At 69.4% G+C, this 24,324-nt stretch carries 28 protein-coding genes and 4 tRNA genes; 20 read left to right on the top strand and 12 right to left on the bottom strand.

The annotated features are described in order from the left end of the window. Positions 1-96 precede the first annotated feature (96 nt). The 5 genes from AB0I43_RS21885 to AB0I43_RS21865 all read right to left on the bottom strand — a co-directional run bounded on the left by AB0I43_RS21885 (position 97) and on the right by AB0I43_RS21865 (position 1,558). Entirely contained in the window at positions 97-1,128 is a 1,032-nt protein-coding gene (locus AB0I43_RS21885; protein WP_357432587.1) for a hypothetical protein, read from the bottom strand. Between the two features lie 117 nt (positions 1,129-1,245). Next, positions 1,246-1,317: transfer RNA gene (locus tag AB0I43_RS21880), tRNA-Gln, on the bottom strand. Positions 1,318-1,321: 4 nt separating this feature from the next. Then, positions 1,322-1,393: transfer RNA gene (locus AB0I43_RS21875), tRNA-Arg, on the bottom strand. A gap of 18 nt (positions 1,394-1,411) precedes the next feature. Continuing rightward, a tRNA-Leu gene (locus AB0I43_RS21870) sits at positions 1,412-1,485 on the bottom strand. Position 1,486: 1 nt separating this feature from the next. Further along, positions 1,487-1,558, bottom strand: a tRNA-Trp gene (locus AB0I43_RS21865). Positions 1,559-2,086: 528 nt separating this feature from the next. On the opposite strand from AB0I43_RS21865, the gene AB0I43_RS21860 reads away from it, so the two are divergent. Then, positions 2,087-3,070, top strand: coding sequence for a TerC family protein (locus AB0I43_RS21860; RefSeq protein WP_356981492.1), 984 nt, complete (start codon positions 2,087-2,089; stop codon positions 3,068-3,070). A gap of 59 nt (positions 3,071-3,129) precedes the next feature. Here the strand turns inward: AB0I43_RS21860 and AB0I43_RS21855 are convergent, their stop codons facing one another. Together AB0I43_RS21855 and AB0I43_RS21850 are read right to left on the bottom strand one after the other, a co-directional pair. Beyond that, complete coding sequence (locus AB0I43_RS21855; RefSeq protein ID WP_356981491.1) at positions 3,130-3,417, bottom strand: YciI family protein; 288 nt, start codon at positions 3,415-3,417, stop codon at positions 3,130-3,132. Between the two features lie 15 nt (positions 3,418-3,432). After that, positions 3,433-3,999 carry an amino-acid N-acetyltransferase gene (locus tag AB0I43_RS21850; RefSeq protein ID WP_356981490.1) on the bottom strand — a complete coding sequence of 189 codons (567 nt, stop codon included), beginning with the start codon at positions 3,997-3,999 and terminating at the stop codon, positions 3,433-3,435. 125 nt (positions 4,000-4,124) lie between these two features. On the opposite strand from AB0I43_RS21850, the gene pgsA reads away from it, so the two are divergent. The 11 genes from pgsA (at position 4,125) to AB0I43_RS21795 (ending at position 13,125) form a co-directional block, all read left to right on the top strand. Further along, positions 4,125-4,772 (top strand): CDP-diacylglycerol--glycerol-3-phosphate 3-phosphatidyltransferase, encoded by a 648-nt coding sequence (gene pgsA / locus AB0I43_RS21845; RefSeq protein ID WP_356981489.1) that lies wholly within the window; start codon positions 4,125-4,127, stop codon positions 4,770-4,772. Continuing rightward, complete coding sequence (locus tag AB0I43_RS21840) at positions 4,769-5,269, top strand: CinA family protein (protein ID WP_356981488.1); 501 nt, start codon at positions 4,769-4,771, stop codon at positions 5,267-5,269. The genes pgsA and AB0I43_RS21840 overlap by 4 nt, the downstream gene beginning before the upstream one ends. 156 nt (positions 5,270-5,425) lie before the next feature. Next, a complete protein-coding gene (locus AB0I43_RS21835; RefSeq protein WP_356981487.1) occupies positions 5,426-5,869 on the top strand; it encodes a helix-turn-helix transcriptional regulator in 444 nt (147 codons plus the stop codon). A gap of 200 nt (positions 5,870-6,069) precedes the next feature. Beyond that, a complete protein-coding gene (gene pspA / locus AB0I43_RS21830) occupies positions 6,070-6,888 on the top strand; it encodes a phage shock protein PspA (RefSeq protein WP_356981486.1) in 819 nt (272 codons plus the stop codon). 98 nt (positions 6,889-6,986) lie between these two features. Continuing rightward, positions 6,987-7,883 (top strand): hypothetical protein, encoded by an 897-nt coding sequence (locus AB0I43_RS21825; RefSeq protein WP_356981485.1) that lies wholly within the window; start codon positions 6,987-6,989, stop codon positions 7,881-7,883. Between the two features lie 102 nt (positions 7,884-7,985). Continuing rightward, positions 7,986-8,459, top strand: coding sequence for an MmpS family transport accessory protein (locus AB0I43_RS21820; protein ID WP_356981484.1), 474 nt, complete (start codon positions 7,986-7,988; stop codon positions 8,457-8,459). A gap of 140 nt (positions 8,460-8,599) precedes the next feature. Then, entirely contained in the window at positions 8,600-8,776 is a 177-nt protein-coding gene (locus AB0I43_RS21815) for a hypothetical protein (protein ID WP_356981483.1), read from the top strand. A gap of 73 nt (positions 8,777-8,849) precedes the next feature. Then, positions 8,850-9,560: a PIG-L deacetylase family protein gene (locus AB0I43_RS21810; RefSeq protein ID WP_356981482.1), complete on the top strand. Its 711-nt coding sequence runs from the start codon at positions 8,850-8,852 to the stop codon at positions 9,558-9,560. 323 nt (positions 9,561-9,883) lie between these two features. Then, the gene (locus tag AB0I43_RS21805; RefSeq protein ID WP_356981481.1) at positions 9,884-11,047 is read left to right on the top strand and encodes a nucleotide disphospho-sugar-binding domain-containing protein; all 1,164 of its coding nucleotides are present in this window, start codon (positions 9,884-9,886) and stop codon (positions 11,045-11,047) included. A gap of 648 nt (positions 11,048-11,695) precedes the next feature. Further along, positions 11,696-11,887 carry a DUF3046 domain-containing protein gene (locus AB0I43_RS21800; protein ID WP_356981480.1) on the top strand — a complete coding sequence of 64 codons (192 nt, stop codon included), beginning with the start codon at positions 11,696-11,698 and terminating at the stop codon, positions 11,885-11,887. Next, complete coding sequence (locus AB0I43_RS21795) at positions 11,884-13,125, top strand: phosphotransferase (protein ID WP_356981479.1); 1,242 nt, start codon at positions 11,884-11,886, stop codon at positions 13,123-13,125. The genes AB0I43_RS21800 and AB0I43_RS21795 overlap by 4 nt, the downstream gene beginning before the upstream one ends. On the opposite strand, the gene AB0I43_RS21790 is transcribed toward AB0I43_RS21795, so the two are convergent. Next, positions 13,098-13,625 carry a CGNR zinc finger domain-containing protein gene (locus AB0I43_RS21790; RefSeq protein WP_356981478.1) on the bottom strand — a complete coding sequence of 176 codons (528 nt, stop codon included), beginning with the start codon at positions 13,623-13,625 and terminating at the stop codon, positions 13,098-13,100. The two genes, AB0I43_RS21795 and AB0I43_RS21790, sit on opposite strands and share 28 nt — an antisense overlap. A 204-nt stretch (positions 13,626-13,829) precedes the next feature. Between AB0I43_RS21790 and AB0I43_RS21785 the strand changes: the two genes are divergently transcribed. The 5 genes from AB0I43_RS21785 (at position 13,830) to recX (ending at position 17,769) form a co-directional block, all read left to right on the top strand. Beyond that, complete coding sequence (locus tag AB0I43_RS21785; RefSeq protein WP_356981477.1) at positions 13,830-14,090, top strand: hypothetical protein; 261 nt, start codon at positions 13,830-13,832, stop codon at positions 14,088-14,090. Between the two features lie 51 nt (positions 14,091-14,141). Beyond that, complete coding sequence (locus AB0I43_RS21780; RefSeq protein WP_356981476.1) at positions 14,142-15,029, top strand: pyridoxamine 5'-phosphate oxidase family protein; 888 nt, start codon at positions 14,142-14,144, stop codon at positions 15,027-15,029. A gap of 50 nt (positions 15,030-15,079) precedes the next feature. After that, positions 15,080-15,529: a nuclear transport factor 2 family protein gene (locus AB0I43_RS21775; protein WP_356981475.1), complete on the top strand. Its 450-nt coding sequence runs from the start codon at positions 15,080-15,082 to the stop codon at positions 15,527-15,529. Positions 15,530-15,710: 181 nt separating this feature from the next. Next, the gene (gene recA, locus AB0I43_RS21770) at positions 15,711-16,748 is read left to right on the top strand and encodes a recombinase RecA (protein ID WP_356981474.1); all 1,038 of its coding nucleotides are present in this window, start codon (positions 15,711-15,713) and stop codon (positions 16,746-16,748) included. A gap of 460 nt (positions 16,749-17,208) precedes the next feature. Next, positions 17,209-17,769 carry a recombination regulator RecX gene (gene recX, locus AB0I43_RS21765; protein ID WP_356981494.1) on the top strand — a complete coding sequence of 187 codons (561 nt, stop codon included), beginning with the start codon at positions 17,209-17,211 and terminating at the stop codon, positions 17,767-17,769. Between the two features lie 25 nt (positions 17,770-17,794). On the opposite strand, the gene AB0I43_RS21760 is transcribed toward recX, so the two are convergent. Next, positions 17,795-18,565 carry a phytanoyl-CoA dioxygenase family protein gene (locus AB0I43_RS21760; RefSeq protein ID WP_356981473.1) on the bottom strand — a complete coding sequence of 257 codons (771 nt, stop codon included), beginning with the start codon at positions 18,563-18,565 and terminating at the stop codon, positions 17,795-17,797. 243 nt (positions 18,566-18,808) lie between these two features. On the opposite strand from AB0I43_RS21760, the gene AB0I43_RS21755 reads away from it, so the two are divergent. The 3 genes from AB0I43_RS21755 (at position 18,809) to AB0I43_RS21745 (ending at position 21,751) form a co-directional block, all read left to right on the top strand. Then, positions 18,809-20,050 (top strand): cytochrome P450, encoded by a 1,242-nt coding sequence (locus AB0I43_RS21755; RefSeq protein ID WP_356981472.1) that lies wholly within the window; start codon positions 18,809-18,811, stop codon positions 20,048-20,050. Between the two features lie 665 nt (positions 20,051-20,715). Beyond that, positions 20,716-21,267, top strand: a complete 552-nt coding sequence (locus tag AB0I43_RS21750; protein WP_356975781.1) for an RNA polymerase sigma factor — start codon at positions 20,716-20,718, stop codon at positions 21,265-21,267. Between the two features lie 28 nt (positions 21,268-21,295). Continuing rightward, positions 21,296-21,751: a redoxin domain-containing protein gene (locus AB0I43_RS21745; RefSeq protein WP_356975288.1), complete on the top strand. Its 456-nt coding sequence runs from the start codon at positions 21,296-21,298 to the stop codon at positions 21,749-21,751. A gap of 57 nt (positions 21,752-21,808) precedes the next feature. Here the strand turns inward: AB0I43_RS21745 and AB0I43_RS21740 are convergent, their stop codons facing one another. From AB0I43_RS21740 to AB0I43_RS21730, 3 genes are all read right to left on the bottom strand, one after another. After that, a complete protein-coding gene (locus AB0I43_RS21740; RefSeq protein WP_356975289.1) occupies positions 21,809-22,702 on the bottom strand; it encodes an amino acid ABC transporter permease in 894 nt (297 codons plus the stop codon). Beyond that, on the bottom strand, positions 22,699-23,370 hold the full coding sequence (locus tag AB0I43_RS21735) for an amino acid ABC transporter permease (RefSeq protein ID WP_356975290.1): 672 nt from the start codon (positions 23,368-23,370) through the stop codon (positions 22,699-22,701). The genes AB0I43_RS21740 and AB0I43_RS21735 overlap by 4 nt, the downstream gene beginning before the upstream one ends. Before the next feature lie 98 nt (positions 23,371-23,468). Continuing rightward, positions 23,469-24,302: a glutamate ABC transporter substrate-binding protein gene (locus AB0I43_RS21730; protein ID WP_356975292.1), complete on the bottom strand. Its 834-nt coding sequence runs from the start codon at positions 24,300-24,302 to the stop codon at positions 23,469-23,471. Between the last annotated feature and the right edge of the window lie 22 nt (positions 24,303-24,324).

The raw sequence follows: 24,324 nt of genomic DNA, 5'->3' as shown, positions 1-24,324 counted from the left end.
TGGATGCGTTCCTAGACAGCTCGCACTTCACTCGGAGGTCTTCGTCATGTCCAGCTCGCCACGCCGTCACCAACGTCCATGGTCAGTACACCTAGGTCAGTACCCGAGCCAGCGCAGGTCGCCGTCGCTGGCGGTACCGCAGGTCAGATTGCGGCCGTCGGCGGACTTGGCCTTCTTGCCGGATTCGGTGCAGGGCGCGCCCAGCGCCGGTGCCCCGCCCGCGGCGGGTGTGGTGGTGCTGCTGGACTGGGTGGTGCTGGGTTTGGTGGTGGTGGGATCACTCGCCGAGGCGCACGAGTATTCGATGCCGTACTGCTCGGAGGCGGTCTCGCCGAGGCAGCCGAACGGTTCGGCGCCCTTGGAGCCGAGCCGGACCGCCGCCCCGGCGTTCTTGTCGAGGCAGAACAGCCCGGCTTCGTCCATCCGGCAATCGAATTCGTTGAAGGTGAGGCGGCTGCCGTAGGCCAGGGTGGCCCCGTCGCCCAGCGTGAAATCGCCGGGGTCACCGGCCAGCTGACCGATGCCGAGGACACCGTCCTGGAAGTCGGTCAGGCTGCCGACCCAGTTGCCGTGGCTGGGCGCGTCGGCCGGGCGTGCGGGCGGGTCGTCGTACTGCACGATGCAGCGCATGCCCGGCCGGGCCGTGGTGGCCTTGCGCGGCGTCATGCAGCGGATCTTCTCGGACGGGCTGGCGAACGCGACCGCGGAGCCGAGGTTGGTGGCCTTGCCGTCCTCGGTGGTCGCGCTGTGGAATCCGCTCGCGTCGACCGGGGTGCCCGCCTCGATCCACTTGGCCACCGTGGCGATCGGCGCGCCGGCCGAGGGCACCGGCAGGGCCCGCGTGGTGCCGGCGGCGGCCGTGGTCGTCGTCTGCGCGGCCGCCGTCGGGTTCGGCTCCGAGGGGCCGGTCTGCGCGAAGAACCCGGTGACGAACAGCCCGCCGACGATCAGGACCGCCGCCACGACGGCCGCCGACACCCCGATCAGGATCCGCTGCCGGGTCCGCGCCTGCTTGGACGGACCCGGGTCGCCGCGGCGGGGTAGCGGCGCGTGCTCACCCCGGACCGGCGCGAACACCTCCGTCGGCTGATCCCACGGATCGTCCTGTCTGCGATTCCCCGGCGCCATCTGTCCTCCATCACGTTCGATCGCGGGCGCGTCGAACGCACCCGACGGGCAGCATACGGGCCGCGCGCCGCCGGGCTGCCGCTGGATTTCGGCAAATGCGTTCCGAGACAAGCGATGCTGGAGTGCCAGGGTTCGAACCTGAACCGACGGAACCAAAACCCGCCGTGCTGCCGCTTACACCACACTCCATCGGTGCGCCCGGGAAGATTCGAACTTCCAGCCGCCGGCTTCGTAGACCGGTGCTCTTCCTTTGAGCTACGAGCGCATGCCCCCTGTGGGGTAGTTCCCTCGACGAGATTCGAACTCGCAACAACCGGCTCCTAATGCCGGCGCCTCTGCCAATTGGGCTACGAGGGAGCACGGATGGAGGGATTCGAACCCCCAGCCAACAGTTTTGGAGACTGTCGCTCTTCCGTTGAGCTACATCCGTAGGGAAACGAACTAGAGACATACGAAAAAGGGGCCACTCCTGGGCGGGTAGCGCCGGAGTGACCCCAACAGGTCTGCGAGAAACGAGACCTCAGGGGCGGCTCCGGGTACGCGCGAGGCGGACCTGTTGGGTGGCCGATAGCCGGACGAACCCGCGCCAGACGCCACCGAGCGAGCTGCGTCGCTGCTGCATGGTCTGCCGGATCATGGTGTCGCCCTTCCGGGTTGGTGGTCCTCGAAGTTGTCGTCTATGACGCTAACACCCCAAATCGGTACGCGAAACCTATTTTCCGGCGTGCCGTCTCAGATGTCCGGTCGGGTTTGCTGGATCGATTTGCTGACGCGCCGGTCCGGGTTAGCCGGGGCCGCCGCGGCGCGGGCGGGCGGCGGCGCGGCGCGGGCGGGCGGCGGCGCGGCGTCTACCTGCGAACTTATGGAACTATGGGTAGCTAATACCCCGCTAGCGGACAGAAACGGACATATCGGGCACTATGGACACCATGAGAATCCAAGCCGATCGGGCTGACGCATGCATGTGACCACCTTGACCTGGGCGATCACCGTGCTGGTGATCCTCGGGCTCTTCGTCTTCGACTTCTTTGCCCACGTGCGCACCCCGCACGAGCCTACGTTCCGCGAATCCGGCTTCTGGTCCGCGGTCTACATCGGCATCGCACTGCTGTTCGGCGGTTTCGTGGCCTGGCAGTGGGGCGGCACCTACGCCGGGGAGTACTACGCGGGCTTCGTCACCGAGAAAGCGCTCTCGGTCGACAACCTGTTCATCTTCCTGATCATCATGAGCACCTTCGCGGTGCCCCGGATCTACCAGCAGAAGGTGCTGCTCATCGGCATCGTGCTGGCCCTGGTCATGCGCGGCGTCTTCATCGCCGTCGGCGCGGCCGCGATCAGCGCGTTCAGCTGGGTGTTCTACCTGTTCGGCGCGTTCCTCATCTACACCGCCGCCAAGCTGCTCAAGGAGAGCGGGCACGAGGAGGAGGTCGAGGAGAAACGCGACAGCCGCATCGTCGCGCTGGTCAAGCGGATCTTCCCGACCACCGACGAATACCACGGCGACAAGCTGGTCACCCGGATCGACGGGCGGCGCACGCTGACCCCGCTGCTGCTGGCCCTGCTGGCCATCGGCTTCGCCGACCTGCTGTTCGCGCTGGACTCGATCCCCGCGATCTACGGCCTGACCGAACAGCCCTACCTGGTGTTCACCGCCAACGCGTTTGCCCTGATGGGCCTGCGTCAGCTGTTCTTCCTCATCGGCGGACTGCTGGACCGCCTGGTCTACCTGTCCTACGGCCTGGCCGCGATCCTGGCGTTCATCGGCGTGAAGCTGGTGCTGCACGCGCTGCACGAGAACACGCTGCCGTTCCTCAACGGCGGCGAGCACATCGCCGTTCCGGAGATCTCCACCCCGGTCTCGCTGGGGGTGATCCTCGGCATCCTGGCCGTGGCGACCGTCGCCAGCCTGGCCAAGACCCGGGGCACCGTCAAGCAGAGCTGATCCGTGGGAAAGCCCGCGCGCCCCGCCGGAAATCGGCGGGGCGCGCGGGCTTCGTCGTCTCAGGCGCCGAAGCGCTCACCGATGGTGGGGGTCCACTCGACCACGCGAACCTCCTCGACCAGGTTCTCGCGCGCGAACGGATCCTGGCCCAGCAGTTCCTTCAGCGCGGCCTCGCTCTCGGCGCGGAACAGCAGCAGCGCGCCGGAGCCGTCACCGTAGGGACCGCTGCTCAGCAGCACCTGCGAGTCGGCCAGATCCGCGAGCCAGGTCCGATGCTCTGGCCGGTGCTCGTCGCGACCGGCCACGGTGGCGTCGGAGTAGGTGTAGTGGACGGCGAAAGTCGGCACTGCGATCTCTTTCTCTCAAAGGGTCAGCAACATGCGAGTGTTGCCGAGCGTGTTCGGTTTCACATAGCTGAGGTCGAGGAACTCGGCCACACCGGTGTCGTAGGACCGGCACATCTCGGCGAACACCTCGGCGGTCACCGGTGTTCCCTCGATCTCCGCGAAACCGTGCCGGCCGAAGAAATCGACCTCGAAGGTGAGCACGAACAGCCGCCGCAGCTCCAGCTGCCGGGCCACCGCGACCAGTCGCTCGACGATCAGCTTGCCGACGCCGTGGCCCTTCACGTCCGGGTGCACCGCCACCGTGCGGACCTCGCCGAGATCGGCCCACAGCACGTGCAGCGCCCCGCAGCCCACAACCCGGCCGCCGACCTCGGCGACCCAGAATTCCTGCACCGCCTCGTACAGCGTGACCAGGTTCTTTTCCAGCAGGATCCGGCCCGCGTAGACATCGACCAAACGCTTGATCTCGGGGACGTCGGAGGTTCGCGCGCGTCGCACCACCGGCGTGGCGAGCTGCGCATCCGTCGATGCGCCCGGCTGGGCATCGCTGGTCGAACCACCCTGTGGTCCCCGAGAGGTCATGGGGTGCACAGTAGTCGGCCCCGTTACCGATAGGCTGAACGCGTGCCGCACATCCCCTCGCCTCCGTCGCCCCGCGCTGCCCGCGTGTGGATGCGGGTGCTCCGCGATAGAGCAGGGGCGGGGGAATGAGTGTGCAGCCGGAAGAGATCGATTCGCCGTGGGCGGCGGAGCCGGTGCGGTCGGGGTTCGTCCCCGTGCCCGCCGAGCCGAACGTGCCGCTGATGAACATCGCGAACGTGCTGACCATGTTCCGGATCGCGCTCGTGCCGCTGTTCGTGCTCGCCCTCTTCGCCGGCGGCGGCCACGAGACGGGCTGGCGGATCGCCGCGGCCGCACTGTTCGGCATCGCCGCCATCACCGATCGCTTCGACGGGCAATTGGCCCGCAAATACGGTTTGGTCACCGACTTCGGCAAGCTCGCCGACCCGATCGCGGACAAGGCGCTGATCGGCTCGGCCCTGATCGGGCTCTCCGCGCTGGGTGATCTGGCGTGGTGGATCACGCTGGTCATCTGCGGCCGCGAAATCGGGGTGACGCTGCTGCGGCTGGTGGTCGTGCGGCGCGGGGTGATCCCGGCCGGTCGCGGCGGCAAGCTGAAGACGCTGGTCCAGTCGCTGGCCATCGCGGTGCTGCTGTTGCCGCTGGCGGGCGGTTTCATCACCGCGGGGATGGGCCTGATGTACCTGGCGGTCGCGCTCACGGTGATCACCGGCCTGGATTACGTGGGGCAGGCGGCCCGGGTCTGGTTCGCGGGCGCGCACAGCGGCCGATGACCACCGATCCGCTGACGGCGGGCGTGCCCGCCGCCGAACTCGTCCGCGAACTGGCTACCCACGGGCACACCGTGGCCACCGCCGAATCCCTCACCGCCGGATTGCTCGGCGCGACCATCGCGGGCGTCCCGGGCGCGAGCGCGGTGCTGCGCGGCGGGCTGATCGTCTACGCGACCGACCTCAAGCACTCGCTCGCGGAGGTCGACGCGGACCTGCTGCGCACCGACGGCCCGGTCGCCGCGCGCACGGCCGAGCAGCTCGCGGTCGGAGCCCGGGTCCGGTGCGCGGCCACCTGGGGTTGCGGCCTGACCGGCGTGGCCGGGCCGGATTCGCAGGACGGTCACCCGGTCGGGACGGTGTTCCTGGGGCTGTCCAGTCCCTGGCACACCGAGGTGATCCGGTTGCAACTCTCCGGTGACCGGTGGACGATCAGACTCGCCGCGGCCCACACCGCGGTGCGGGAACTACTCCGGTGCGTTCGCGGGCTGACTGTGTAGTGGTGAGTTCACGAGGGCGGGAACTCACCGGAGGGCGTCCGACGTTGTGCCAGATGAAACGGGTGTACGTCCGGCGTCGATAGTTGCCGTGCGGGTCCGTTGGAGCGGTGATCGGGCTATATTCCGGTCCACCGCATACTGGGAGCGAAGGAGAACGTGATGACGCTGCTTCGAGAGGCGATCGGGGACAGTCTGCGGCGTGCGCGCCTCGCCCAGAACCGGACTTTGCGTGAGGTGTCCACCTCCGCGCGCGTGAGCTTGGGGTACCTGTCCGAGGTGGAGCGAGGCCGCAAGGAGGCCTCCAGCGAGCTGCTCGCCGCGATCTGCGCGGCGCTGGACGTGCCGCTGTCCAGAGTGCTCTGGGACGTGAGCACGATCATGGCGGGCGCCGACGGGCTGCCGGTGCCGGCCGAGGCCGCGGCCGCGAGCGAAGAGCGCACCGCCGAACCGGCCGCGGCGCCGGCCGGCGAGGGCGCCGCCGAGCCCGCCACCGCCACCATGTCGGTGGCCGGTCCGCGGGCCTCGCGGATCGCCGAGGACACCCGGATCGTCATTCCGGCCCCGAAGTCGGACATGCTGATCCTGGTGAAGAGCAACTGAGAAGTTCTGGTGGACAACGGCGCCGCGCTGCTGCGCGGCGCCCGAAACGGATAGATTTCTCATTGGATGGATGCTCGCTCGGGCCGGGTTCGCCCGGTCCGCGCGCCGCATAGTGGAGGATAGGCACATATCGGGTGCGTGACGGTCGCGCACCGACTGCCGCGGGCAGCGGTAGCAGAGCATGGAGGCGGGATCAATCGATGGCTAATCCGTTCGTCAAGGCCTGGAAATACCTGATGGCCCTCTTCGACTCGAAGATCGAGGAGCACGCGGATCCGAAGGTGCAGATCCAGCAGGCTATCGAGGAAGCTCAGCGCCAGCATCAGGCCCTCTCGCAGCAGGCCGCGTCCGTCATCGGCAACCAGCGTCAGCTGGAGATGAAGCTGAACCGTCAGCTGGACGAGGTCGAGAAGCTCAACGCCAACGCCCGGCAGGCGGTCATGCTCGCCGATCAGGCCAGCGGCGCGGGCGACACCGAGAAGGCGATCCAATACACCAATGCCGCAGAGGCTTTCGCCGCGCAGCTGGTCACCGCCGAGCAGTCGGTGGAAGATCTGAAGGTGCTGCACGATCAGTCGTTGCAGGCCGCCGCGCAGGCCAAGAAGGCCGTCGAGCAGAACGCGATGATGCTGCAGCAGAAGGTCGCCGAGCGCACCAAGCTGCTCAGCCAGCTCGAGCAGGCCAAGATGCAGGAGCAGGTCAGCGCCTCGCTGCAGCAGATGGATTCGACGCTGTCCGCGCCGGGCAACACCCCCAGCCTGGACGCCGTCCGCGACAAGATCGAGCGCCGCTACGCCAACGCGCTGGGTTCGGCCGAGCTGGCCCAGAACTCGGTGCAGGGCCGCATGCTCGAGGTGCAGCAGGCCAGCATCCAGATGGCCGGGCACAGCAAGCTGGAGCAGATCCGCGCCTCCATGCGCGGCGAATCGCTGCCCTCGGGTGGTCAGCAGCAGGCGATCGATCCGGCTCAGCCGCAGCCGGCGCAGACCGAGGTGCGGTACGAGAAGGGTCAGGCGTAAGCATCGTTTCGACGCGCTAGGGAATTCATTTCGATGAAGGTTTTGCCGGGGCTGGTCCTCCCGCAGCACGGTGGGTGGCGCACGGTTTGGGGAACAGCATGAGCCGCAAGCGAACTCACCCGCAGCCCGGTCAGCGGCTGCCTGCCGTGCCGCCGCCGGGTTTCGGTGCGCCGCCGTCGAATCTGCCCGAATCCCTGCGCGAGGCGGGCGAGAGCGCGCTGACCGCGGTCCGCAAATGGGCCGATCCCCGCGAGCGGGAACTGCGCAAGCGCCGTCGCGCGCGGCGGGCCAGTTTCCAGCTCGGCACCGCCTCGGGGCTCACCACCGCCGGTGCCGTCGGCCTGGTCGTCATCTCCGCGCCGATCGGCGCGGTCGTGGTGCTCGGCGGGTTCGCGGTGGCGCTGGTCACCGGCGCCGCCTACAGCGCCCGCCGCTATCTGCGACTGCGCAGTGTGCCGCTGCCGCAGGCCGCCTACGTGCCCCGCAAGCAGCCGCCCCTGGGTTCGGCGTCCCGCCCGGCCATCGCGCGGCTGGCGCAGGCCGAGCGGGCGATGCACGGCCTCACGGCCGCGATCGGCCGGTCCAATCGCCTGCCGCCCGACGAATTCGCCGAGATGGTCGAGACGGCCGCCTCCGGCGCGGAGGCCCTGCACGCGCTCTCGGTCGACATCGTGCACATGGAGCGCGCCCTGATCGCGGTCGGTTCGGAGGCGGCGAACGCGCTGCGCGCCAACGTGCAGTTCGCGGTGTCGCGGCTGGAGGCCGGGGTCGCCGAGTACGAGCAGGTCGTCGCGGCCGCGGGCGGCGTGCTGGCGGTGCCCGAATCGCTGGTCGTGGCGCACCAATTCGACACCATCGTCTCCGACCTGCGGCACGCCGCCGATCGGCTGGACGGCTGGGCACAGGCGCTCACCGAGGTCGCCGACCGTCCGCTGGGTGCGACCACGTTGCAGTTCGGCACGCCGACGCTGAACGTGCGCCCGCCGGGCCAGTAGTCGTTTGTGACCCGGCATATCGATCTGGACGCTTGATCGTCGAAGCTCCAAGGTTTTTCCAACGGGGTGGGGCCGGGTTCGCCGGGCCCTTATCGTTCGGTGGTGGCTGGATCGAATCAGCGGTGGCCGGGGCAGTTGCCGGTCGAGATACCCGCGGATCGGCGGCGCGGATCCGCGCGCGCCGGAATCGTCGCGGTGGGACTGGTGACGGTCACCGCCGCCTTGGTGGCGCTCGCGGTGGCGGTGGTCGCCGAGAGTTCGCCCGCCCCGGTGGCGCTCGTCGAACAGGAGCCGCTGCCGGCCGCCGGAACGGTCACCTACGAGGTCAGCGCCACCACCGGCACCGCGCACAGTGTCGCCTACGTCGGTGGCGACAATCTGCTGCGGACCGAGGTGTCCACGCCGCTGCCGTGGCACAAGCGCGTCACCAGTCCCACGCTCGCCCTGGCGCTGAACGCCCAGCGCAACGGCGTCGGCGACATCACCTGCCGGATCACCGTGAACGGCCGGACCGTGGCCGAGCAGACGGCCAGCGGCCTGTACGCGGTGGTCAACTGCGCCGCCGCGATCCCCTAGGCCGCTCGGGGCAGCGCTGTCAGGGTCTACCCGGATCTTTCACCGATATCGCTGCTGACCTGGTGATTTCCAGGCTCGGAGCTGTCAGAGTCGAAGGAGCGGATCGTCGGACGGCGGTTCCGGAGACTTGGGAGGCAGCAATGCTGTGGAAGATCATCGGTGTGGTCGCGCTCGTCTGGATCGCGTTCATGATCATCGGTGCGCTGATCAAGGGTCTGTTCCCGATCCTGATGATCAGTGCCATCGTGTTCGGCCTGTACCTGCTCTACAAGGCGGTCACCGGGTCGGAGGAGAAGACCACCATCAACAAGGTCTGAGTGCGGACTCCGGCCGCGGACAGTCGATGCCGACCGTCCGCGGCCGCGCGCGTATCGGTGCTTGAATGGACTCGTGGAGCAGATTCCGGAGGACTGGCAGCGCGGCATCGTCATCGTCGCCCATCCCGACGACATCGAATACGGCGCGGCCGCCGCGGTGGCCCGCTGGACCGGCCAGGGCAAGGACATTCGCTACGTGCTGGCCAGCAGCGGCGAGGCCGGTATGGCCGGCGTGCCGCCCGCCGAGGCGGGTCCGCTGCGCGAGGCCGAGGAGATCGCCGCCGCCAAAGCGGTCGGGGTGCACCAGGTCGAGTTCCTCGGGCATCCGGACGGCCGGATCCAGGAGAGCCTGGAGCTGCGCCGCGATCTGGCCGCCGCCATCCGTCGCCACCAGCCGGAAATGGTGGTGCTGTTCAACTTCGGTGACACGTGGATGCCCGGCTACGCCAATAGCGCCGACCACCGCGCCGTCGGCCGCGCCGCCCTGGACGCCATCTCCGACGCGGGCAACGAGTGGATCTTCCCCGACCTCGCCCACCTGGCGCCCTGGGCGGCCCGCTGGGCCGCTGTTGCCGGGCCCGGCCCGACCCACGCGGTCGACGTCGGGGCCCAGCGCGATCAGGCCCTGGCCTCGCTCCTCGAGCATCGCCGCTACCTGGAGATCCTCAGCGCGGAACCGGTTGAAGAGCAGGCTCGCTTCATCGTCGACCGCGCCACCGAGGCGATCGAGGGTTTCCCCGCGGCGCACGCTGTCGGGTTCGAGCTGTACTACTTCGCGAGCTGATCGGCTGTCCGCAGCGCGCAGGGGCCCGCAGGATCGACGAGCGGGCTGGAATCGGCTGCCTGCCCGCGGGGTGCGTGCCCGCGGGATGGACGAGCGGGTTGGAATCGGCTGCCTGCGGGCGGGGTGCGTGCCCGCGGGATGGACGAGCGGGTTGGAATCGGCTGCCTGCGGGCGGGGTGCATGCCTGCGGGATGGGCGAGCGGGCTGTGTAGGGCGCACGGGGCTCGGCTCGTCGCCCGCGGCGGGACCATCGCCGTGGCGGCCGATCCGGACATGACGTACGGCGGCGTTCGCCGGTGCGGGGCGTGTGGCAGTCTGAGCGCATGCGTGTAGCCGTAGTCGCCGGGCCCGATCCCGGACATGCGTTTCCGGCGTTGGCGCTGTGCGAGCGGTTCCTGGCGGCGGGGGACGAGCCGGTGCTGTTCACGGGTCCGCGCTGGTTCGACGCCGCGAAGAGCGCCGGGATCCCGGTGCGCAAGCTCAAGGGGCTCGCGCCGCGCGCCGGAGAGAACGACGGCGACGCCGGGCGGCGGATTCACGAACGGGCAGCCCACATTTCGACCGAAATCATGCCCGATCTCAGCGCGATGCTGCCCGAACTGGTGGTCTCCGACGTGCTCACCGCGGGCGGCGGCATGGCGGCCGAGCGGCTCGGCGTCCCCTGGGTGGAGCTGTCCCCGCACCCGCTCTACCTGCCCTCGAAAGGCTTGCCGCCCATCGGCAGTGGCCTCGCGGTCGGTACCGGCGTCCGCGGCCGCCTGCGCGACAACGTGCTGCGCACGATGACGGCCCGCGCGGTGCGCAACGGCCTGCGGCAGCGCGAAACGGCCAGGGCGAGTGTCGGTTTGCCCGCCACCGACCCCGGCCCCGCCCTGCGCCTGCTGGCCACCCTGCCCGCGCTGGAGGTGCCGCGCCCCGACTGGCCGGACAACGCCCACCTCATCGGCCCCCTCCTCTGGGAACCCACCCCGGAGATCCTGACCCCGCCACCGGGCGACGGCCCGCTGGTCATGGTCGCCCCCTCCACCGCGCACACCGGCGTCGCGGGCATGGTCGAGACCGTCCTGGCGGCCTTGGCCGGAACCGGTGTCCGCGTGGCCATCTCGATGCTCGACACACCCCCCGCCGACCTGCCGGCCTGGGCCACCGCGGGCCTGGGCCGCCAAGACGAGCTCCTCGGCCACGCCGCGGTCTGCGTCGGCGGCGGCGGCCACGGACTGCTCGCCAAATCCTTGCTCGCCGGCGTTCCCATCGTCACCATCCCCGGCGGCGGCGACCAGTGGGAACTCGCCAACCGCGCGGTCCGCCAAGGCAGCTCGATCCTCGTCCGCCCGCTCACCCCCGACGCCATCCGCACGGCCGTCCAGTCGATGCTCGACCACCCTCGCTACACCGCCGCCGCCGAAGCCGCCGCGATGACCCTCGCCGAGGTTTCCGACCCGGTCGAGCTCTGTCACAAGGTGATCGGCAACGTGTCGGCGCAGTAGCCGAGCGTCCTGTGGCCGGTGAGGTGGTCGACATCGTGTCGGCCCAGTAGGCCGAGCGTCCTGTGGCGTGCCGGTGAGGTGGTCGGCAACGTGTCGGGGCAGTAGGCCGTGCGTCCTGTGGCCGGTGAGGTGGTCGACATCGTGTCGGCTCAGTCGGCCAAGCGTCCTGTGGCCGGTGAGGTGGTCGACATCGTGTCGGCCCAGTAGGCCGAGCGTCCTGTGGCGTGCCGGTGAGGTGATCGGCAACGTGTCGGCCCAGTAGGCCGGGCGTCTTGCCCGGGTGTGGCGCGCTGGTGAAGTGATCGACATCGTGTCGGCCCGATAACCTCGGCGTTGCTCGAGTGGCGTGTCCGCGGCTATGGCGTTGGGATGACGAAGCGCGCCGCCCGCTGGCCTGGGGGCTCGCCACTCGATGTGGTGCGACCGCCGCGTCCAGCGTCATCGCCGCGTGCCGACCCAGCAGCGGGAAACCGCACCGGTGTGGGCCGCCCGCGCCGGTTGGTCACCGATGTGCGGACGCTCGGCGGATCGGGGCGATGGGAGGCGCCGTGCCGTGGTCGACCAGCGAAGTCGCGGGCGGCACCGCGCGCTCCGCCCTCCGACCAGGCGGGCTGGGGCGTCCCCGTCCGCGCGAGTATCTTGAACACGGTGCGGTTGACTGAGTTCCAGGAGCTGTTGCATACCGAGTTCGGGACGGCGCGCGGCGACGTGCTGCTGCGCGATCACGTGATCCCGGGGCTGGGCCGGACGGGCGCGGCCGCCATCGAGGCGGGTGTCGACCCGCGGGAGGTGTGGCGCGCGCTGTGCGCCGAATTCGATGTGCCGAAGGTGCGCTGGTGACGACGGGCTACCGGTTCGACGAGCGGCAGCGGATGATCCCGGTCGATCCCGAGGGCTTGGCGGCGCGCGTCGCCGCGGCCGAGCCGGCCGATTTCGCCGGTTTCCGACAGACGGGCATCGAGTTGATGCTGCTGGGCCGGTTCGAGGCGGCGCTGGACCACCTGGACCGGGCCTTGGAACTGGCCGCCGTCGACGCGGCCGACGGCCTGCGCTCGACCACGCAGCGCCGCGTCTCGGTCTGGATCAATCTGGCCGATGTCTACCGCTATCAGGGCGAGGTGGCGACGGCCGAGGTGCTCTACCGCCGCGCGATGGACGCGGCCCGCGAGTGCGCGCCCGAGAGCGAACTGCTGTCCTTCGCGGTGCAGCACCTGGGCAAGGCGCTGGCCGAGCAGGGCCGGCTCGCGGAGGCGCGGGCGCTGCTCACCGAGGCGCAGCATCGGCGGATCGCCGAGGGGGATCCGGAGCTGATCGAGTCGACCCGGGTCGCGCTGGAAACGCTGGAGCAGTTGCCGATCGCCCTACCGGCCGCCGTGCGGGCGCTGGTGGGGGAGACGCCGGTGTTCTCCGACGAGCACGAAGGGCAGAGCGGCGGCGTCGCGTTCGTCAACGGGCGGTACTGGATGAAGCGCGGCCCACGCGCGGTCGCCGAACACGCCCGTCTGGAATGGTTGCGGGGCAAGGGGATTCGACTGCCGGACGTCGCCGCCTTCGACGCGGACGTCCTGCTGCTGGCCGACGCGGGCGCGCCGAGCCTGGCCGCCCTCGGCGACACGCGCACACCCTCGGTCGGCGCGCTCATGGGCTCGGTGCTGCGGCGGCTGCACAGTGTCCCGATCGACGAGTGCCCGTTCGACGGCAGACTCGACAGCACGCTCGCGCACGCCCGCCGGATGGTGGTCGAGGGCTTGGTGGACGCCGAGGACTTCGACGACGACAACCGGGGCCGCACGCCGGAGTCGGTGCTCGCCCAGTTGCGCGAGCAGCGCCCGGCGGAGACCGATCTCGTTGTCGCACACGGCGATTTCACCTCGGCCAATGTGCTGGAGGGCGGCATCCTGCTCGATGTCGGCGCCCTCGGCGTCGCGGATCGCTACCGTGATCTGGCGCTGGCCGTCCGCGATCTCGGCGAGCATCACAGCGCCGGCGAGGTCGCCGCGTTCTTCGCCGCCTACGGTCTCACCGACCCGGATCAGCGGCGGCTGGACTATTACCGGCTGCTCGACGAGCTCTTCTGAGTGGTGTAGTGCCGCGCCGCTTTGGTGCGGTTGCCGCAGGTGGCCATGGAGTGCCAGCGGCGGGTGCCGTTCTTGGAGGTGTCGTAGAAGAACAGCACGCAGTCCGGGTGCGCGCATTGGCGCAGCCGGCCGGGGGCGCGGTCGAGCAGGTGCAGCAGGTTGTCGGCGGCGAGCCAGCCGGGCAGCCAGGCGGTGTCGGCCACATCGGGGATGTCGGCCGGCCCGTTCGCGGTGAGCCGGCGACGGATGCGGCCGTGCTCGAGGATGTCGTTGAGTGCCGCGTGGTCGGCGTGCTGCACGGTGTCGTAGATGGCGGAGCGCGCCGCCAGGACGGCCTCCAGGGTGCGCGCGTCGGCGGGCGCGGTGATCCCGGCCGTGGTCAGCCAGATTTTCAGACCGGCCACCTCGGTGAGCAGATCCTGGGGTCCGTTGTCCATCCACCGGGTGTTGAGCAGGTCCAGCGCGAGCGGTTCACCGAGGTGGGGGCGTGGATCGAGCATGCCTGAGATTAGCGGTCTCCTTCGGGCCGAAGCGGAAGCGTCCATCATCTAACTGTTGAAGCTGATTTTACCGGTTGACGGCTGGGCCTCCCGCGTTTATCTTCTAACCAGTCAACTAAATGTCGATGGTTAACATTCCTGCGGGAACGCGCCGGGTTCCGCCGTACCTCGTTTGCCGCGCACGGTGGCGGGCAGATCCGCCTTATGAGCGCAGACGAACAACGGACCGAACCCGACGCGCCCGCGGCGACACCGGAACCGGAAATCGAGGACAAGCACAAGCAACAGGCCGAACAGATGGCCGAGACCTACGAGGACCATCGGCCGCACACCATCCTGCCGGGCACCGACGGGATGATCGCGGGCACCGCGGTGGCCGACTGGGTGGACGAGAGCGAGCGCGGACAGCGCGACAATCCGCCGCCCGACGATTACGAGCCCGTCCGGGAGCAGCACGGAAAGTAGCGAATCGCCGATTCCCTGCCCCCGGATCTCGTGCAGGACAGGAGAATTGGGATGGCCACCTTCCACGCCGGCGAACTCGCCGTGCAGGCGCGCATGGGGCAGGCGCACATCGCGGCCCGGGTCGGCCGGATGATCCAGGCCGAGATCCCCGAGGTGGCGGCCGATTTCCTGGCCGCGCAACCGATGGTGGTGCTCGCCGCCGCGGACCGGGCCGGACGGATGTGGGCGAGCCAGCTCGCCGGGCCGCCTGGATTCGCGCACGCGGTGGACGACGAAACCCTGGCGCTGACAGCGGAACTCGCGCCCCGTGACCCGCTCCGGGAAGCGCTGGACGGCTCCGCCCGCGTCGGCATGATCGCCCTGCAACCGCAGCGCCGCAGGCGGATACGATTCAACGGCCGGTCCGACGCCGCGCCCGGCGGGCTGCGGATCACCACCGATCAGGTCTACGCGAACTGCCCGAAATACATCTCCCGCAGGCAGCTCACCGCCTATCGCCCGGCGGAGGCCGCACCGATCCGGCGCGGTCCCGAACTCGACGCGGCGCAGCAGGCTCTGATCACCGCGGCCGACGCCTTCTTCGTCGCCTCCGCCGACGCCGCCGGCCATGCCGACGCCTCGCATCGCGGCGGCAACCCCGGCTTCCTGCGCGTACTCTCGCCCACCCGGCTGCGCTGGCCGGACTACGCGGGCAACTCGATGTTCATGACGCTGGGCAATCTCGCGGTCGATCCGCGCTGCGGTCTGCTCGTCCCGGACTGGGCGAGCGGGGTGCTGCTGCAACTCACCGGCACCGCCGAACTGAACTGGGAATCCGGCACCTTCGCGCCCGGAGCGCAGTGCTCGATCGACTTCACCGTCACCGAGGTCGTCGAGTCGCGCGGGCCGCTGCGCTGGGGGCCGCCCGAGTTCTCGCCGGTGAACCCGCCTGCGGAATAAGCGCCCGGCCCCATTACTCGATCTCGAAACCTCCGACTTAAGGACCGCTCATGCGCCCACCACTGCCGCCCTTCGACCTGGCATCCGCCGAGGCCAAGGTCCGCGCCGCCGAAAACGCCTGGAACACCCGGGATCCGGAGAAAGTCGCCGCCGCGTACACCGAGGATTCGGTGTGGCGCAACCGCGACGAGTTCTTCACCGGCCGCGCCGCCATCGTCGAGTTCCTCACTCGGAAGTGGGCCGCCGAGAACGGCTACGCCCTGCGCAAAGATCTGTGGGCCTTCGAGGGCAACCGCATCGCCGTGCGTTTCCAGTACGAATGGCACGACGAGACGGGGCAGTGGTGGCGCAGCTACGGCAACGAGCAGTGGGAGTTCACGCCCGAGGGCCTGATGTCGCGGCGCGAGGCCAGCATCAACGACGTCCGCATCGCGGCGGCGGAGCGCCGCATCTTCGGCCCCCGGCCGGTGGCGGACGAGACCCCGCTGCCGCAGCGGTAATCTGGCGGCGGCTTTGCGTGCAGGTTGCCGCGTGTCGCAAGTCGGGGCGCGTGTCGCGGGGCGCGTCGCTTGACTCGAACACGTGTTCGTCTAATCTGGTCGCCAGAACTTGTCGGTGCCGCCCTCTACTGTGGGCGCCAACCAAGCAACAGGACTTACCCGTCGAAAAGGGGATCAGGACATGGCACCACAGGCGTACGACCGCGACAAGGCGCTCGAGCTGGCGCTGGCTCAGGTGGAGAAGAGCTTCGGCAAGGGCGCGGTCATGCGTCTGGGCGAGGAAGCCCGCCAGCCGATCTCGGTGATCCCCACCGGGTCCATCGCCCTGGATGTCGCCCTGGGCATCGGCGGTCTGCCGCGCGGCCGCGTGGTGGAGATCTACGGTCCGGAATCCTCGGGTAAGACGACTGTCGCGCTGCACGCGGTGGCCAATGCCCAGGCCGCCGGCGGCGTCGCCGCGTTCATCGACGCCGAGCACGCGCTCGACCCCGACTACGCCCGCAAGCTCGGCGTCGACACCGACGCCCTGCTGGTCTCCCAGCCGGACACCGGTGAGCAGGCCCTCGAAATCGCCGACATGCTGGTGCGTTCCGGCGCGCTCGACATCATCGTCATCGACTCGGTGGCCGCGCTCGTGCCGCGCGCCGAGATCGAGGGCGAGATGGGCGACAGCCACGTCGGCCTGCAGGCCCGCCTGATGAGCCAGGCCCTGCGCAAGATGACGGGCGCCATGAACAACTCGGGCACCACCGCCATCTTCATCAACCAGCTGCGCGAGAAGATCGGCGTCATGTTCGGCTCCCCGGAGACGACCACCGGTGGTAAGGCGCTGAAGTTCTACGCTTCCGTCCGCCTGGACGTGCGCCGCATCGAGACCCTCAAGGACGGCACCGACGCGGTCGGTAACCGCACCCGCGTCAAGGTCGTGAAGAACAAGGTCTCGCCGCCGTTCAAGCAGGCCGAGTTCGACATCCTCTACGGTTTCGGCATCTCCAAGGAGGGCTCGCTCATCGATATGGGCGTCGAGCACGGCTTCATCCGCAAGTCCGGCTCCTGGTACACCTACGAGGGCGACCAGCTCGGCCAGGGCAAGGAGAACGCCCGCAAGTTCCTGCTGGAGAACACCGACATTCGCGACGAGATCGAGAAGAAGATCAAGGAGAAGCTCGGTATCGGCGCCGATCTGACGGCCGAAGCCGAAGCCCCCGCCGAGTTCTGAGCCTCGCGAGCCGAGCATGAGCAGCGACGAAGCCGCCCCGGCTGCCCCTGGCGGCAGCCGGCGCGCCGAGAGCAGCGCCGCCCCCACCGATCCGGTGGGGGAGATGCGCCACAGGCTGCTTCAGCTCGGCGTCACCGACACGACTATTTCCTCCGCTGGGCGCGGGGTCGATTCCGCGCCCGCACCCCGCCGATCAGCACCGGTGCACACCGGGCCCTGGTCCGGCACCGGGGAACCCAGACCAGTCCGGCCGGCCGCAGGTGGTGGCGGCGAGCCGGACTCCGCGGGGACCCGGTCGAGCGATCCCGATCCGCAGCGGGCGCGCTCGACCGGGTTCACGCCCCCGGCCCGCGACGAGCGCGGGCGAAGGCGACGTTCGTCGGATTCCCCCTTCGGCGAACGCGAACCCGCCGAACGCCGGCGCGGTCGCCGCACCCGGGGAACTCACAGCGCGGATCCGGTGGCGGCCGGATCCGGGGGAGGCGGCTCCGCCGCGGGCGCCGATTCCGATCGGTCCCGCAAGGACCGCACTCCGCAGGGCGGGACGGTCGAGCAGGCAAAAGAGGCGTGTCTTCGCCTGCTCGCCGTCCGCGCTCGCAGCCGCGCCGAACTCGCCCAGCGCCTCGCGGCCAAGGGCTACACCCCCGATATCACCGAGCAGGCCCTGGCCCGTCTCACCGACGTCGGCCTCATCGATGACGCGGCCTTCGCCGAGCAGTGGGTGCACTCCCGGCACACCTTCTCCGGCAAGGGCAAACAGGCACTCGCCCAGGAGCTCCGCCGCAAGGGCGTAGCCCAGGCCGACGCGGCCCCCGCCCTCGAATCCATCAGCACCGACGACGAATCCGCGCGCGCCACCGAACTGGTCCGCCGCAAGCTTCGCACCATCCCGTCCGGCCTGGATCGCGAAAAGGTGCTCCGCCGCCTGGTCGGCATGCTGGCGCGCCGCGGCTACCCGCAGTCCGTCGCCTTCGCGGTCGTGAAGGCCGAGCTGGCCGGGGTCGAGCTGCCCAGCGAGTAGTTCGCGCCGAACGCCGCGTGGTCGCTCAGGTGTCGAGGCTGTCGCGGATCGCGCGTTCGACAGGTGTGTACGCGCCGTCTGAGCGCTCCAGTACGCAGGGGTTTCGGGACAGCAGCGGAGGCTGCGCGAGGAAACGGACGCCGGTCCCTCGGTGCCGCTGGGCGGCGTGCACCAGGAATGGGTGGCACAGATACACATCCCCGGCCCGGCCGGTGGCCGCGGTCTCCGGCAGATCGGCAGTCGCCCCGGCACAATCCAGCTGGGTCAGGTCCGCGCCGGCCTCGCCGTACGGTGCCAGCAGCGCGGGCAGCCGGCGATGCGAGCCGACCCGGATTCGCGTCGGCGCGTCCTCGTCGCCGACATCGGAGAACAGGAACAGCATCAGCAGCGCCCGGCCTCGCGACCACAGGTTCACCCGCCAGCTGAAATAGTCCGTCGGATCGGGCCCGGGAAAGCTGACATCGATGTGCCAGCCGTCGTCTCCGGGGTCTCCGCCCACGGGGAACCGGATCGGGAACGTACCGAGGCTGTTGCGCGGCAACCAGTTCCCCGCCCCGGCCAGCTGATCGAAGGCCGTCACCAGCGCCGGCGCGGTGACCGCCCGCGCAAACGGCTCCTCACCCCGCTCGCCGACCCGGACCACCGGTTGCCGCCAGGTCGCGGCGTCGTCGGGATCGCATCCGCTGGCTTGCCAGAGGATCGCCCGGCCCGCGGCCGCCACCTCCGCCGGAAACGCCCCGGCCACCTTCACGAACCCCTCGGCGACAAACGATTCGATCTGATCCTCGTCGAGCATGCTGTCCTTCCGTCGCCTGACACCATGACCCACCTCGCCTTCCACCGCCACCGATTTTCGGCCCGGACCTCAGCGGCAGATGCCGAAGTTCCGCCGAATCCGCCGGTGCTTCGAAACGACTGCGGCGCAGCGAAATTGCATGTGATGTCACCGATTGATCTGCGAAAACGGCGGTATGGCAACGGTTTCGGTAGCGTGGCCGATGTCAGCGCCTGAGGGTTCGGAGCAGGCGGGGAACGGGCGGTGGATAGCGAGGTCAGCATGGTCGAGATCGGGATCGACGAACCGGTGAAAATGGTGGACGGTGATTTCTACGCCGATCCGCATCGGTATTACGAACAGTGGCGCGAGCACGGTCCGGTGCACCGGGTGCAGTTCGCGCACGGGGTCCCCTGCTGGGTGATCATCGGTTACGCCGAAGGCCGTGCGGCGCTCGCGGATCCGCGGCTGCGCAAGAACGCCGCCGACATGTACGAGCTGTTCCGGCAGAAGAGCGCGGAGATCCTCTCCAGCGAGAGTGCCGAAGCGCTCGGGTCGCACATGCTCAACAGCGACCCGCCCGATCACACCCGCCTGCGCAAGCTGGTCACCAAGGCGTTCACGCCGCGCCGGGTGGCGGCGTTGCGGCCGCGCATCGAGGCGATCACCGCCGAGCTGCTCGAAGCGATGGCCGGCCGCGACGAGGTCGATCTACTCCAGGCGTTCGCGAATCCCCTGCCGGTCACCGTGATCTGTGAACTGCTCGGCGTGCCCTATGCCGACCGGGCCGATTTCCAGGCGTGGACCAGGGTGCTCGTCGGTTCGGGCAATACCGTGGCGGAGCGTAATGCGGCCACGCTGGCCATGTCGGAGTACCTGCGCACGCTGATCGCGGCCAAGCAGAGCCACCCCGAAGCCGACCTGCTCTCGGGGCTGGTGCAGCCCGCCGAGGACGGCGAGCGTCTCGACGAGCAGGAACTCGTGGCGATGTCGTTCCTGCTGCTGGTCGCCGGGCACGAGACCACGGTGAATCTGCTGGCCAACGGCACCTACGCCCTGCTGCGCGACAGAGCCCAGTGGGACGCGCTGCGCGCCGACCTCTCGGGGATACCCGCCGCCGTCGAGGAGTTCCTGCGCTACGAGGGCCCGGTGGGCTGGGCGACAGTACGATTCACCGCCGAGCCGGTCGAGATCGGCGGCCACACCATCCCCACCGGCGAACTGGTCTACGTCGCCCTCTCCGCCGCCAACCGCGACCCGGCCCGCTACGACGACCCGAGCCACCTCGACATCACCGCCAACTCCGCCGGCCACCTGGCCTTCGGCCACGGCATCCACTTCTGCATCGGCGCCCCCCTGGCCCGCATGGAAGCCGAAATCGCCTTCACAGCCCTCCTGCAACGATTCCCCGACCTGGATCTATCCGACCGCGCCTTCGAACCGGACTGGCAACACAGCATCCTCTTCCGCGGCCTCGGCGAACTCCCGGTCCGCCCCAAACCCTGACCCGCCGCTCCACCACCCGAACAGCACCACTCGACTGCCCGAGCCCCGGGGAACCTGAGTCACCCTCCTAGACAGCCAGATCAGCGAACCTGGCGGCGGCACGCATCTATGCGTGCCGCTCGCCTCGCGCCCCGCCTCGCGCCCCGCCTCGCGCCCCGCCTCGCGCCCCGCCTCGCGCCCCGCCTCGCGCCCCGCCTCGCGCCCCGCCTCGCGCCCCGCCTCGTGCCCCGCCTCGCGCCTGGCTGAGCGGGTTGCCCCGCGCACCCGACTGCGCGAGTTCGCCGCGCGCCTGACTGTGCGGGATCGTGGTGTGCCCGGTTGGCGGGTCCGTCGAGCGCTTGTGTGTTCGTCGTGTGGCCTTAACGGTCCGACCCTTGCCCCGCGCCCGGCTGTGCAGGCTTGCCCTCCGTATGGCTGCGCGATCGACACGCGCCCGACTAGTGGGTTCGTCGGGCGCTTGAATGTATGGCTCACGTGTGCCTTTGTCCGGACTCGCCCAGCGTTCGGCTGTTCGGGTTTCGCGCCTGACCGTGCGGCTTCGTCGCACGCCTGAGTGTGCAGGGCGTCCCGCGCCCAGCTGTGCGGCCCGCCACGGGCAGAGCGAGGAAACTGTTTCGGCGAATCCTTTTCCGGTCGGGCATGCTCTTATGGTCGTGAAAGTGCCAATGAATCGAAGAGAGTCCGGGTGGGCTGGGGCGCGGCTGGTCGAGGCGGCGCAGGAGGGTGATCGGGAGGCTATCGCCGCGGTGGTGCACGGTGCGCATCCGCATGTGCGGCGCTTCGCGTTTCATCTGTGCGCCACCTCCGAGGACGCCGAGGACGCCGCGCAGGAGGCGTTGATCATCCTGTACCGCAAGATCGGGACGTTGCGGGCGACCGGCGCCATCGCCTCGTGGATGTTCCGGATCGTGCGCAACGAGTGCCTGCGGCGTGCGCGCCGCATGCTCGACTCGGTGCCGGACGCCGGCGCGTTCGCCGCCGAGGATCCCGCCGCCTCAGCGGAGGAGGAGGCGCTGCGCCGCCTGGACACCGACCAGCTCACGAACGCGATCGTCGGGCTGCCCGCCGTGCAGCGGCAGGTGCTGATCATGCGCGATGTGCTCGGGTACTCCGGCGGCGCCACCGCCGACGCGCTGGGTTTGAGCGTCGCGGCGATGAAGTCGCAGCTGCACCGCGCCCGCACCGCCATCCGGGACACCCTCGTCCCCACCGTGTAAATCTTCCGAGCCGAAAGAAGGCTTCCCCATGCTCGATTCAGGAACTCGCGCGCCCGCACTGGCCCTCGAGGACAGCGGCGGCCACCCCTGGCAACTGGCCGACCAGCGGCCCGCGCGCGGCGTGCTGCTGTACTTCGTCCGCGCCACGACCTGCCCGCTCTGCACCCGCCATGCCCGCGATCTGGTCGCCCGGCGGCAGCACTTCGACGACAACGGCGTCCGGGTGGCCATCGTGGTGCCCGAGGATCGCGCCACGGCGGCCGCCTGGAAAGTCCGCCACGGCATCCCGTATCCGGTGCTCGTGGGCACCGACCCGCACGCGTCGATCGGCTTGACCCGCAAGCTCTTCGGCACGATGCAGCAGTCCGGCACCGTCCTGTTCGACCGCGACGGCGTCGTCCGGCACGCGCACGGGGCGACCCTGCCCAGCAACGGCTACGACAAGAAGGGGATTGATCGGGCCATCGAGGCCCTGCGTTCCTGAAAAGCGTTCGGCCCCTGCCCGCACGAGCGGGCAGGGGCCGAATCGGCGTGTGCGGAACTACTTCTGGGTGAGGTCCACGCCCGGCGCCGCGTCGGTGAGCACCGAATCCGCGGCGACCACCGCGCGCCCCTTCTTCGAGCGGGTGCGCAGCCGCTGCTCCAGCTTGGTGGCGAGCAGGGTGAGCATGCTGTTGAAGAAGATCATGATGACGCCCACGACCAGCAGCGCCGGAATGGTGTTCTGCAGGGCGGCGCCCATCTGGAACCCGGACCGCACCAGCTCGGTGTAGAGAATCAGGTAGCCCAGCGCCGTATCCTTCAGCGCCACCACCATCTGCGAGACCAGCGCCGGCAGCATCGCGGTGATCGCCTGCGGCAGCAGCACCAGCCGCATCAACTGGCCCTTGCGCATGCCGAGCGCGACCGCGGCCTCGCTCTGGCCCTTGGGCAGCGACCGGATGCCCGCGCGCACGATCTCGGCGATGACCGATCCGTTGTAGATGGTCAGCGCCGCCACCACCGCGGCCAGCGTGCGCTGGTCGGTGTCGAAGACCTTGTACTCGGAGAAGATCGCGTACAGGAAGATCATCAGGATCAGCACCGGGATGGCGCGGGCGACCTCGACGAGGGTGCCCGCGAAACCGCGCACCGCACGATGATCCGAGAGCCGCAGCATGCCGAAGACCATGCCGACGATGAGCGCGAGCACGATCGACAGCGCCGCCGCGACCAGCGTGCCGCGCACACCGGGCAGCAGATAGGTCTCCCAGATCTCGGCGTCGGTGAACGGCTTCCACTTGTCGGAGGTGAACTGGCCCTTGTCCTGGAACTGCAGGAACACCCAGACCAGGCCGGCCAGCACGGCCGCGACCACGACGATCGAATAGATGACGTACCGCACCCGCGCCTTGGGGCCCGGCGCGTCGAACAGGACGGAAGCGCGCTTGGTCATCGGGCTACCTCGAATCGCTTGGCGAGCCAGCCGAACAGCAGGCCCATCGGCAGGGTCAGCACCACGAAGCCGAGCGCGAAGATCGCACCGATGGCGATCAGCGCGGCCTCCGTCTCCAGCATCTCCGACATCAGCAGCGCGGCCTCGGAGACGCCGATGACCGCCGCGACGGTGGAGTTCTTGGTCAACGCGATGAGCACGCTGCCCAGCGGAGCGATGACGGACCGGAACGCCTGCGGCAGCACGATGAAGCGCAGGTTCTGGCTGAACGTCAGGCCCAGCGACCGGCCCGCCTCGGACTGGCCGAGCGCGACGGTGTTGATGCCCGAACGCAGCGACTCGCAGACGAAAGCGCCGGTGTAGATGGCCAGGCCGATGATGGCCCACCGGTAGTTGATGTCGGTGATGACATCGCTGCCCAGCGTCCAGCCCAGCGTGGAGTACAGGCCGAGCGAGCAGAAGACGATGATCAGCGTCAGCGGGGTGTTGCGGAAAATGGTGACGTACGCGGTGCCGACCGCGCGCGCGATCGGAACGGGGGACACGCGCATGGCGGCGACAATGGTGCCCAGGATGAGTGCGCCGACCCCGGCGAAGAAGGTCAGCTTGATGGTCACCCAGAAGGCTTCCAGGATCTTGGTGTCATACCGCGAGATCAGGTCGAACACGTGGGCGCGGCCCTCCGATCGGATGTGGATTTGCTAATCGGTTGGAACTGAGAGCGGGTGGCTCGAGGATCGCCCGAACCACCCGCGAGGCGAAAACCTCAGTAGCGGTTCACCTTCGGCTGCGAGGCGGCCTTGAAGCCGGACGCGCCGACCGTGGCGGCGATCGCCTTGTCCCAGGAACCGTCCGCGATCATGGCCTCGATCGCGTCGTTGATCTTGTTACGCAGCTCGGTGTCGCCCTTCTTGACGCCGATGCCGTAGTTCTCGGTGGTGAAGCTCTTGCCGACGACCTTGAGCTTGCCCGGCGACTGCGCGGCGAAGCCGGCCAGAATGATGTCGTCGGTGGTCAGCGCGTCGACCGAGCCGTTGAGCAGCGCCTCGACACACAGCGAGTAGGTGTCGAACTCCTGCAGCTGCACGTCCTTGGCGTACTTCTCCTTGACGTTCTGCGCCGGGGTGGAGCCCTTGACCGAGCACAGCTTCTTGTTGCCGGTCAGCGATTCCGGACCGGTGATGTCGGTGTTCTCCGACTTCACCAGCAGCGACTGGCCGGCCACGTAGTACGGGCCCGCGAAGTCGACCTTCTCCTTGCGCTTGTCGGTGATGGAGTAGGTGGCGACGATGTAGTCGACCTGACCGTTCTCCAGCAGCGACTCACGCTGCGGGGTCGGCGATTCCTTGAACGTGACGTTCTCGGGCTTCACACCGAGCTTGTTCGCCACGTACTTGGCGACCTCGACGTCGAAGCCGGAGAACGAGCCGTCCTTGTTGCGCAGGCCGAGGCCGGGCTGGTCGTACTTGATGCCGACGGTCAGTTTGCCGTCCTTGGCGTTGTCGAGAGCGGACTTCTCGTCGCCGCCGCCACAGGCGGTGACGGCCAGCGCCAGGGCGAGCGCCCCGACACCGAAGCGAAGTGCACGGTTGATCCTCATCGGGTTCCTAACTATCTCGGTG

Origin of the sequence: Nocardia sp. NPDC050435 (assembly GCF_040655395.1) — a bacterium.
Taxonomy (GTDB): Bacteria; Actinomycetota; Actinomycetes; order Mycobacteriales; family Mycobacteriaceae; genus Nocardia.
Note: the sequence above shows the minus strand (reverse complement) of the source record. Positions and strands in the feature narration are given on the sequence as shown.

Coding starts and splice junctions, on each gene's coding strand:
- AB0I43_RS21885 (WP_357432587.1), bottom strand. CDS start 1,128: ATGGCGCCGGGGAATCGCAGACAGGACGATCCGTGGGATCAGCCGACG.
- AB0I43_RS21860 (WP_356981492.1), top strand. CDS start 2,087: ATGCATGTGACCACCTTGACCTGGGCGATCACCGTGCTGGTGATCCTC.
- AB0I43_RS21850 (WP_356981490.1), bottom strand. CDS start 3,999: ATGACCTCTCGGGGACCACAGGGTGGTTCGACCAGCGATGCCCAGCCG.
- pgsA (WP_356981489.1), top strand. CDS start 4,125: ATGAGTGTGCAGCCGGAAGAGATCGATTCGCCGTGGGCGGCGGAGCCG.
- AB0I43_RS21840 (WP_356981488.1), top strand. CDS start 4,769: ATGACCACCGATCCGCTGACGGCGGGCGTGCCCGCCGCCGAACTCGTC.
- pspA (WP_356981486.1), top strand. CDS start 6,070: ATGGCTAATCCGTTCGTCAAGGCCTGGAAATACCTGATGGCCCTCTTC.
- AB0I43_RS21825 (WP_356981485.1), top strand. CDS start 6,987: ATGAGCCGCAAGCGAACTCACCCGCAGCCCGGTCAGCGGCTGCCTGCC.
- AB0I43_RS21815 (WP_356981483.1), top strand. CDS start 8,600: ATGCTGTGGAAGATCATCGGTGTGGTCGCGCTCGTCTGGATCGCGTTC.
- AB0I43_RS21805 (WP_356981481.1), top strand. CDS start 9,884: ATGCGTGTAGCCGTAGTCGCCGGGCCCGATCCCGGACATGCGTTTCCG.
- AB0I43_RS21790 (WP_356981478.1), bottom strand. CDS start 13,625: ATGCTCGATCCACGCCCCCACCTCGGTGAACCGCTCGCGCTGGACCTG.
- AB0I43_RS21785 (WP_356981477.1), top strand. CDS start 13,830: ATGAGCGCAGACGAACAACGGACCGAACCCGACGCGCCCGCGGCGACA.
- AB0I43_RS21780 (WP_356981476.1), top strand. CDS start 14,142: ATGGCCACCTTCCACGCCGGCGAACTCGCCGTGCAGGCGCGCATGGGG.
- AB0I43_RS21775 (WP_356981475.1), top strand. CDS start 15,080: ATGCGCCCACCACTGCCGCCCTTCGACCTGGCATCCGCCGAGGCCAAG.
- recA (WP_356981474.1), top strand. CDS start 15,711: ATGGCACCACAGGCGTACGACCGCGACAAGGCGCTCGAGCTGGCGCTG.
- AB0I43_RS21760 (WP_356981473.1), bottom strand. CDS start 18,565: ATGCTCGACGAGGATCAGATCGAATCGTTTGTCGCCGAGGGGTTCGTG.
- AB0I43_RS21750 (WP_356975781.1), top strand. CDS start 20,716: ATGAATCGAAGAGAGTCCGGGTGGGCTGGGGCGCGGCTGGTCGAGGCG.
- AB0I43_RS21745 (WP_356975288.1), top strand. CDS start 21,296: ATGCTCGATTCAGGAACTCGCGCGCCCGCACTGGCCCTCGAGGACAGC.
- AB0I43_RS21740 (WP_356975289.1), bottom strand. CDS start 22,702: ATGACCAAGCGCGCTTCCGTCCTGTTCGACGCGCCGGGCCCCAAGGCG.
- AB0I43_RS21730 (WP_356975292.1), bottom strand. CDS start 24,302: ATGAGGATCAACCGTGCACTTCGCTTCGGTGTCGGGGCGCTCGCCCTG.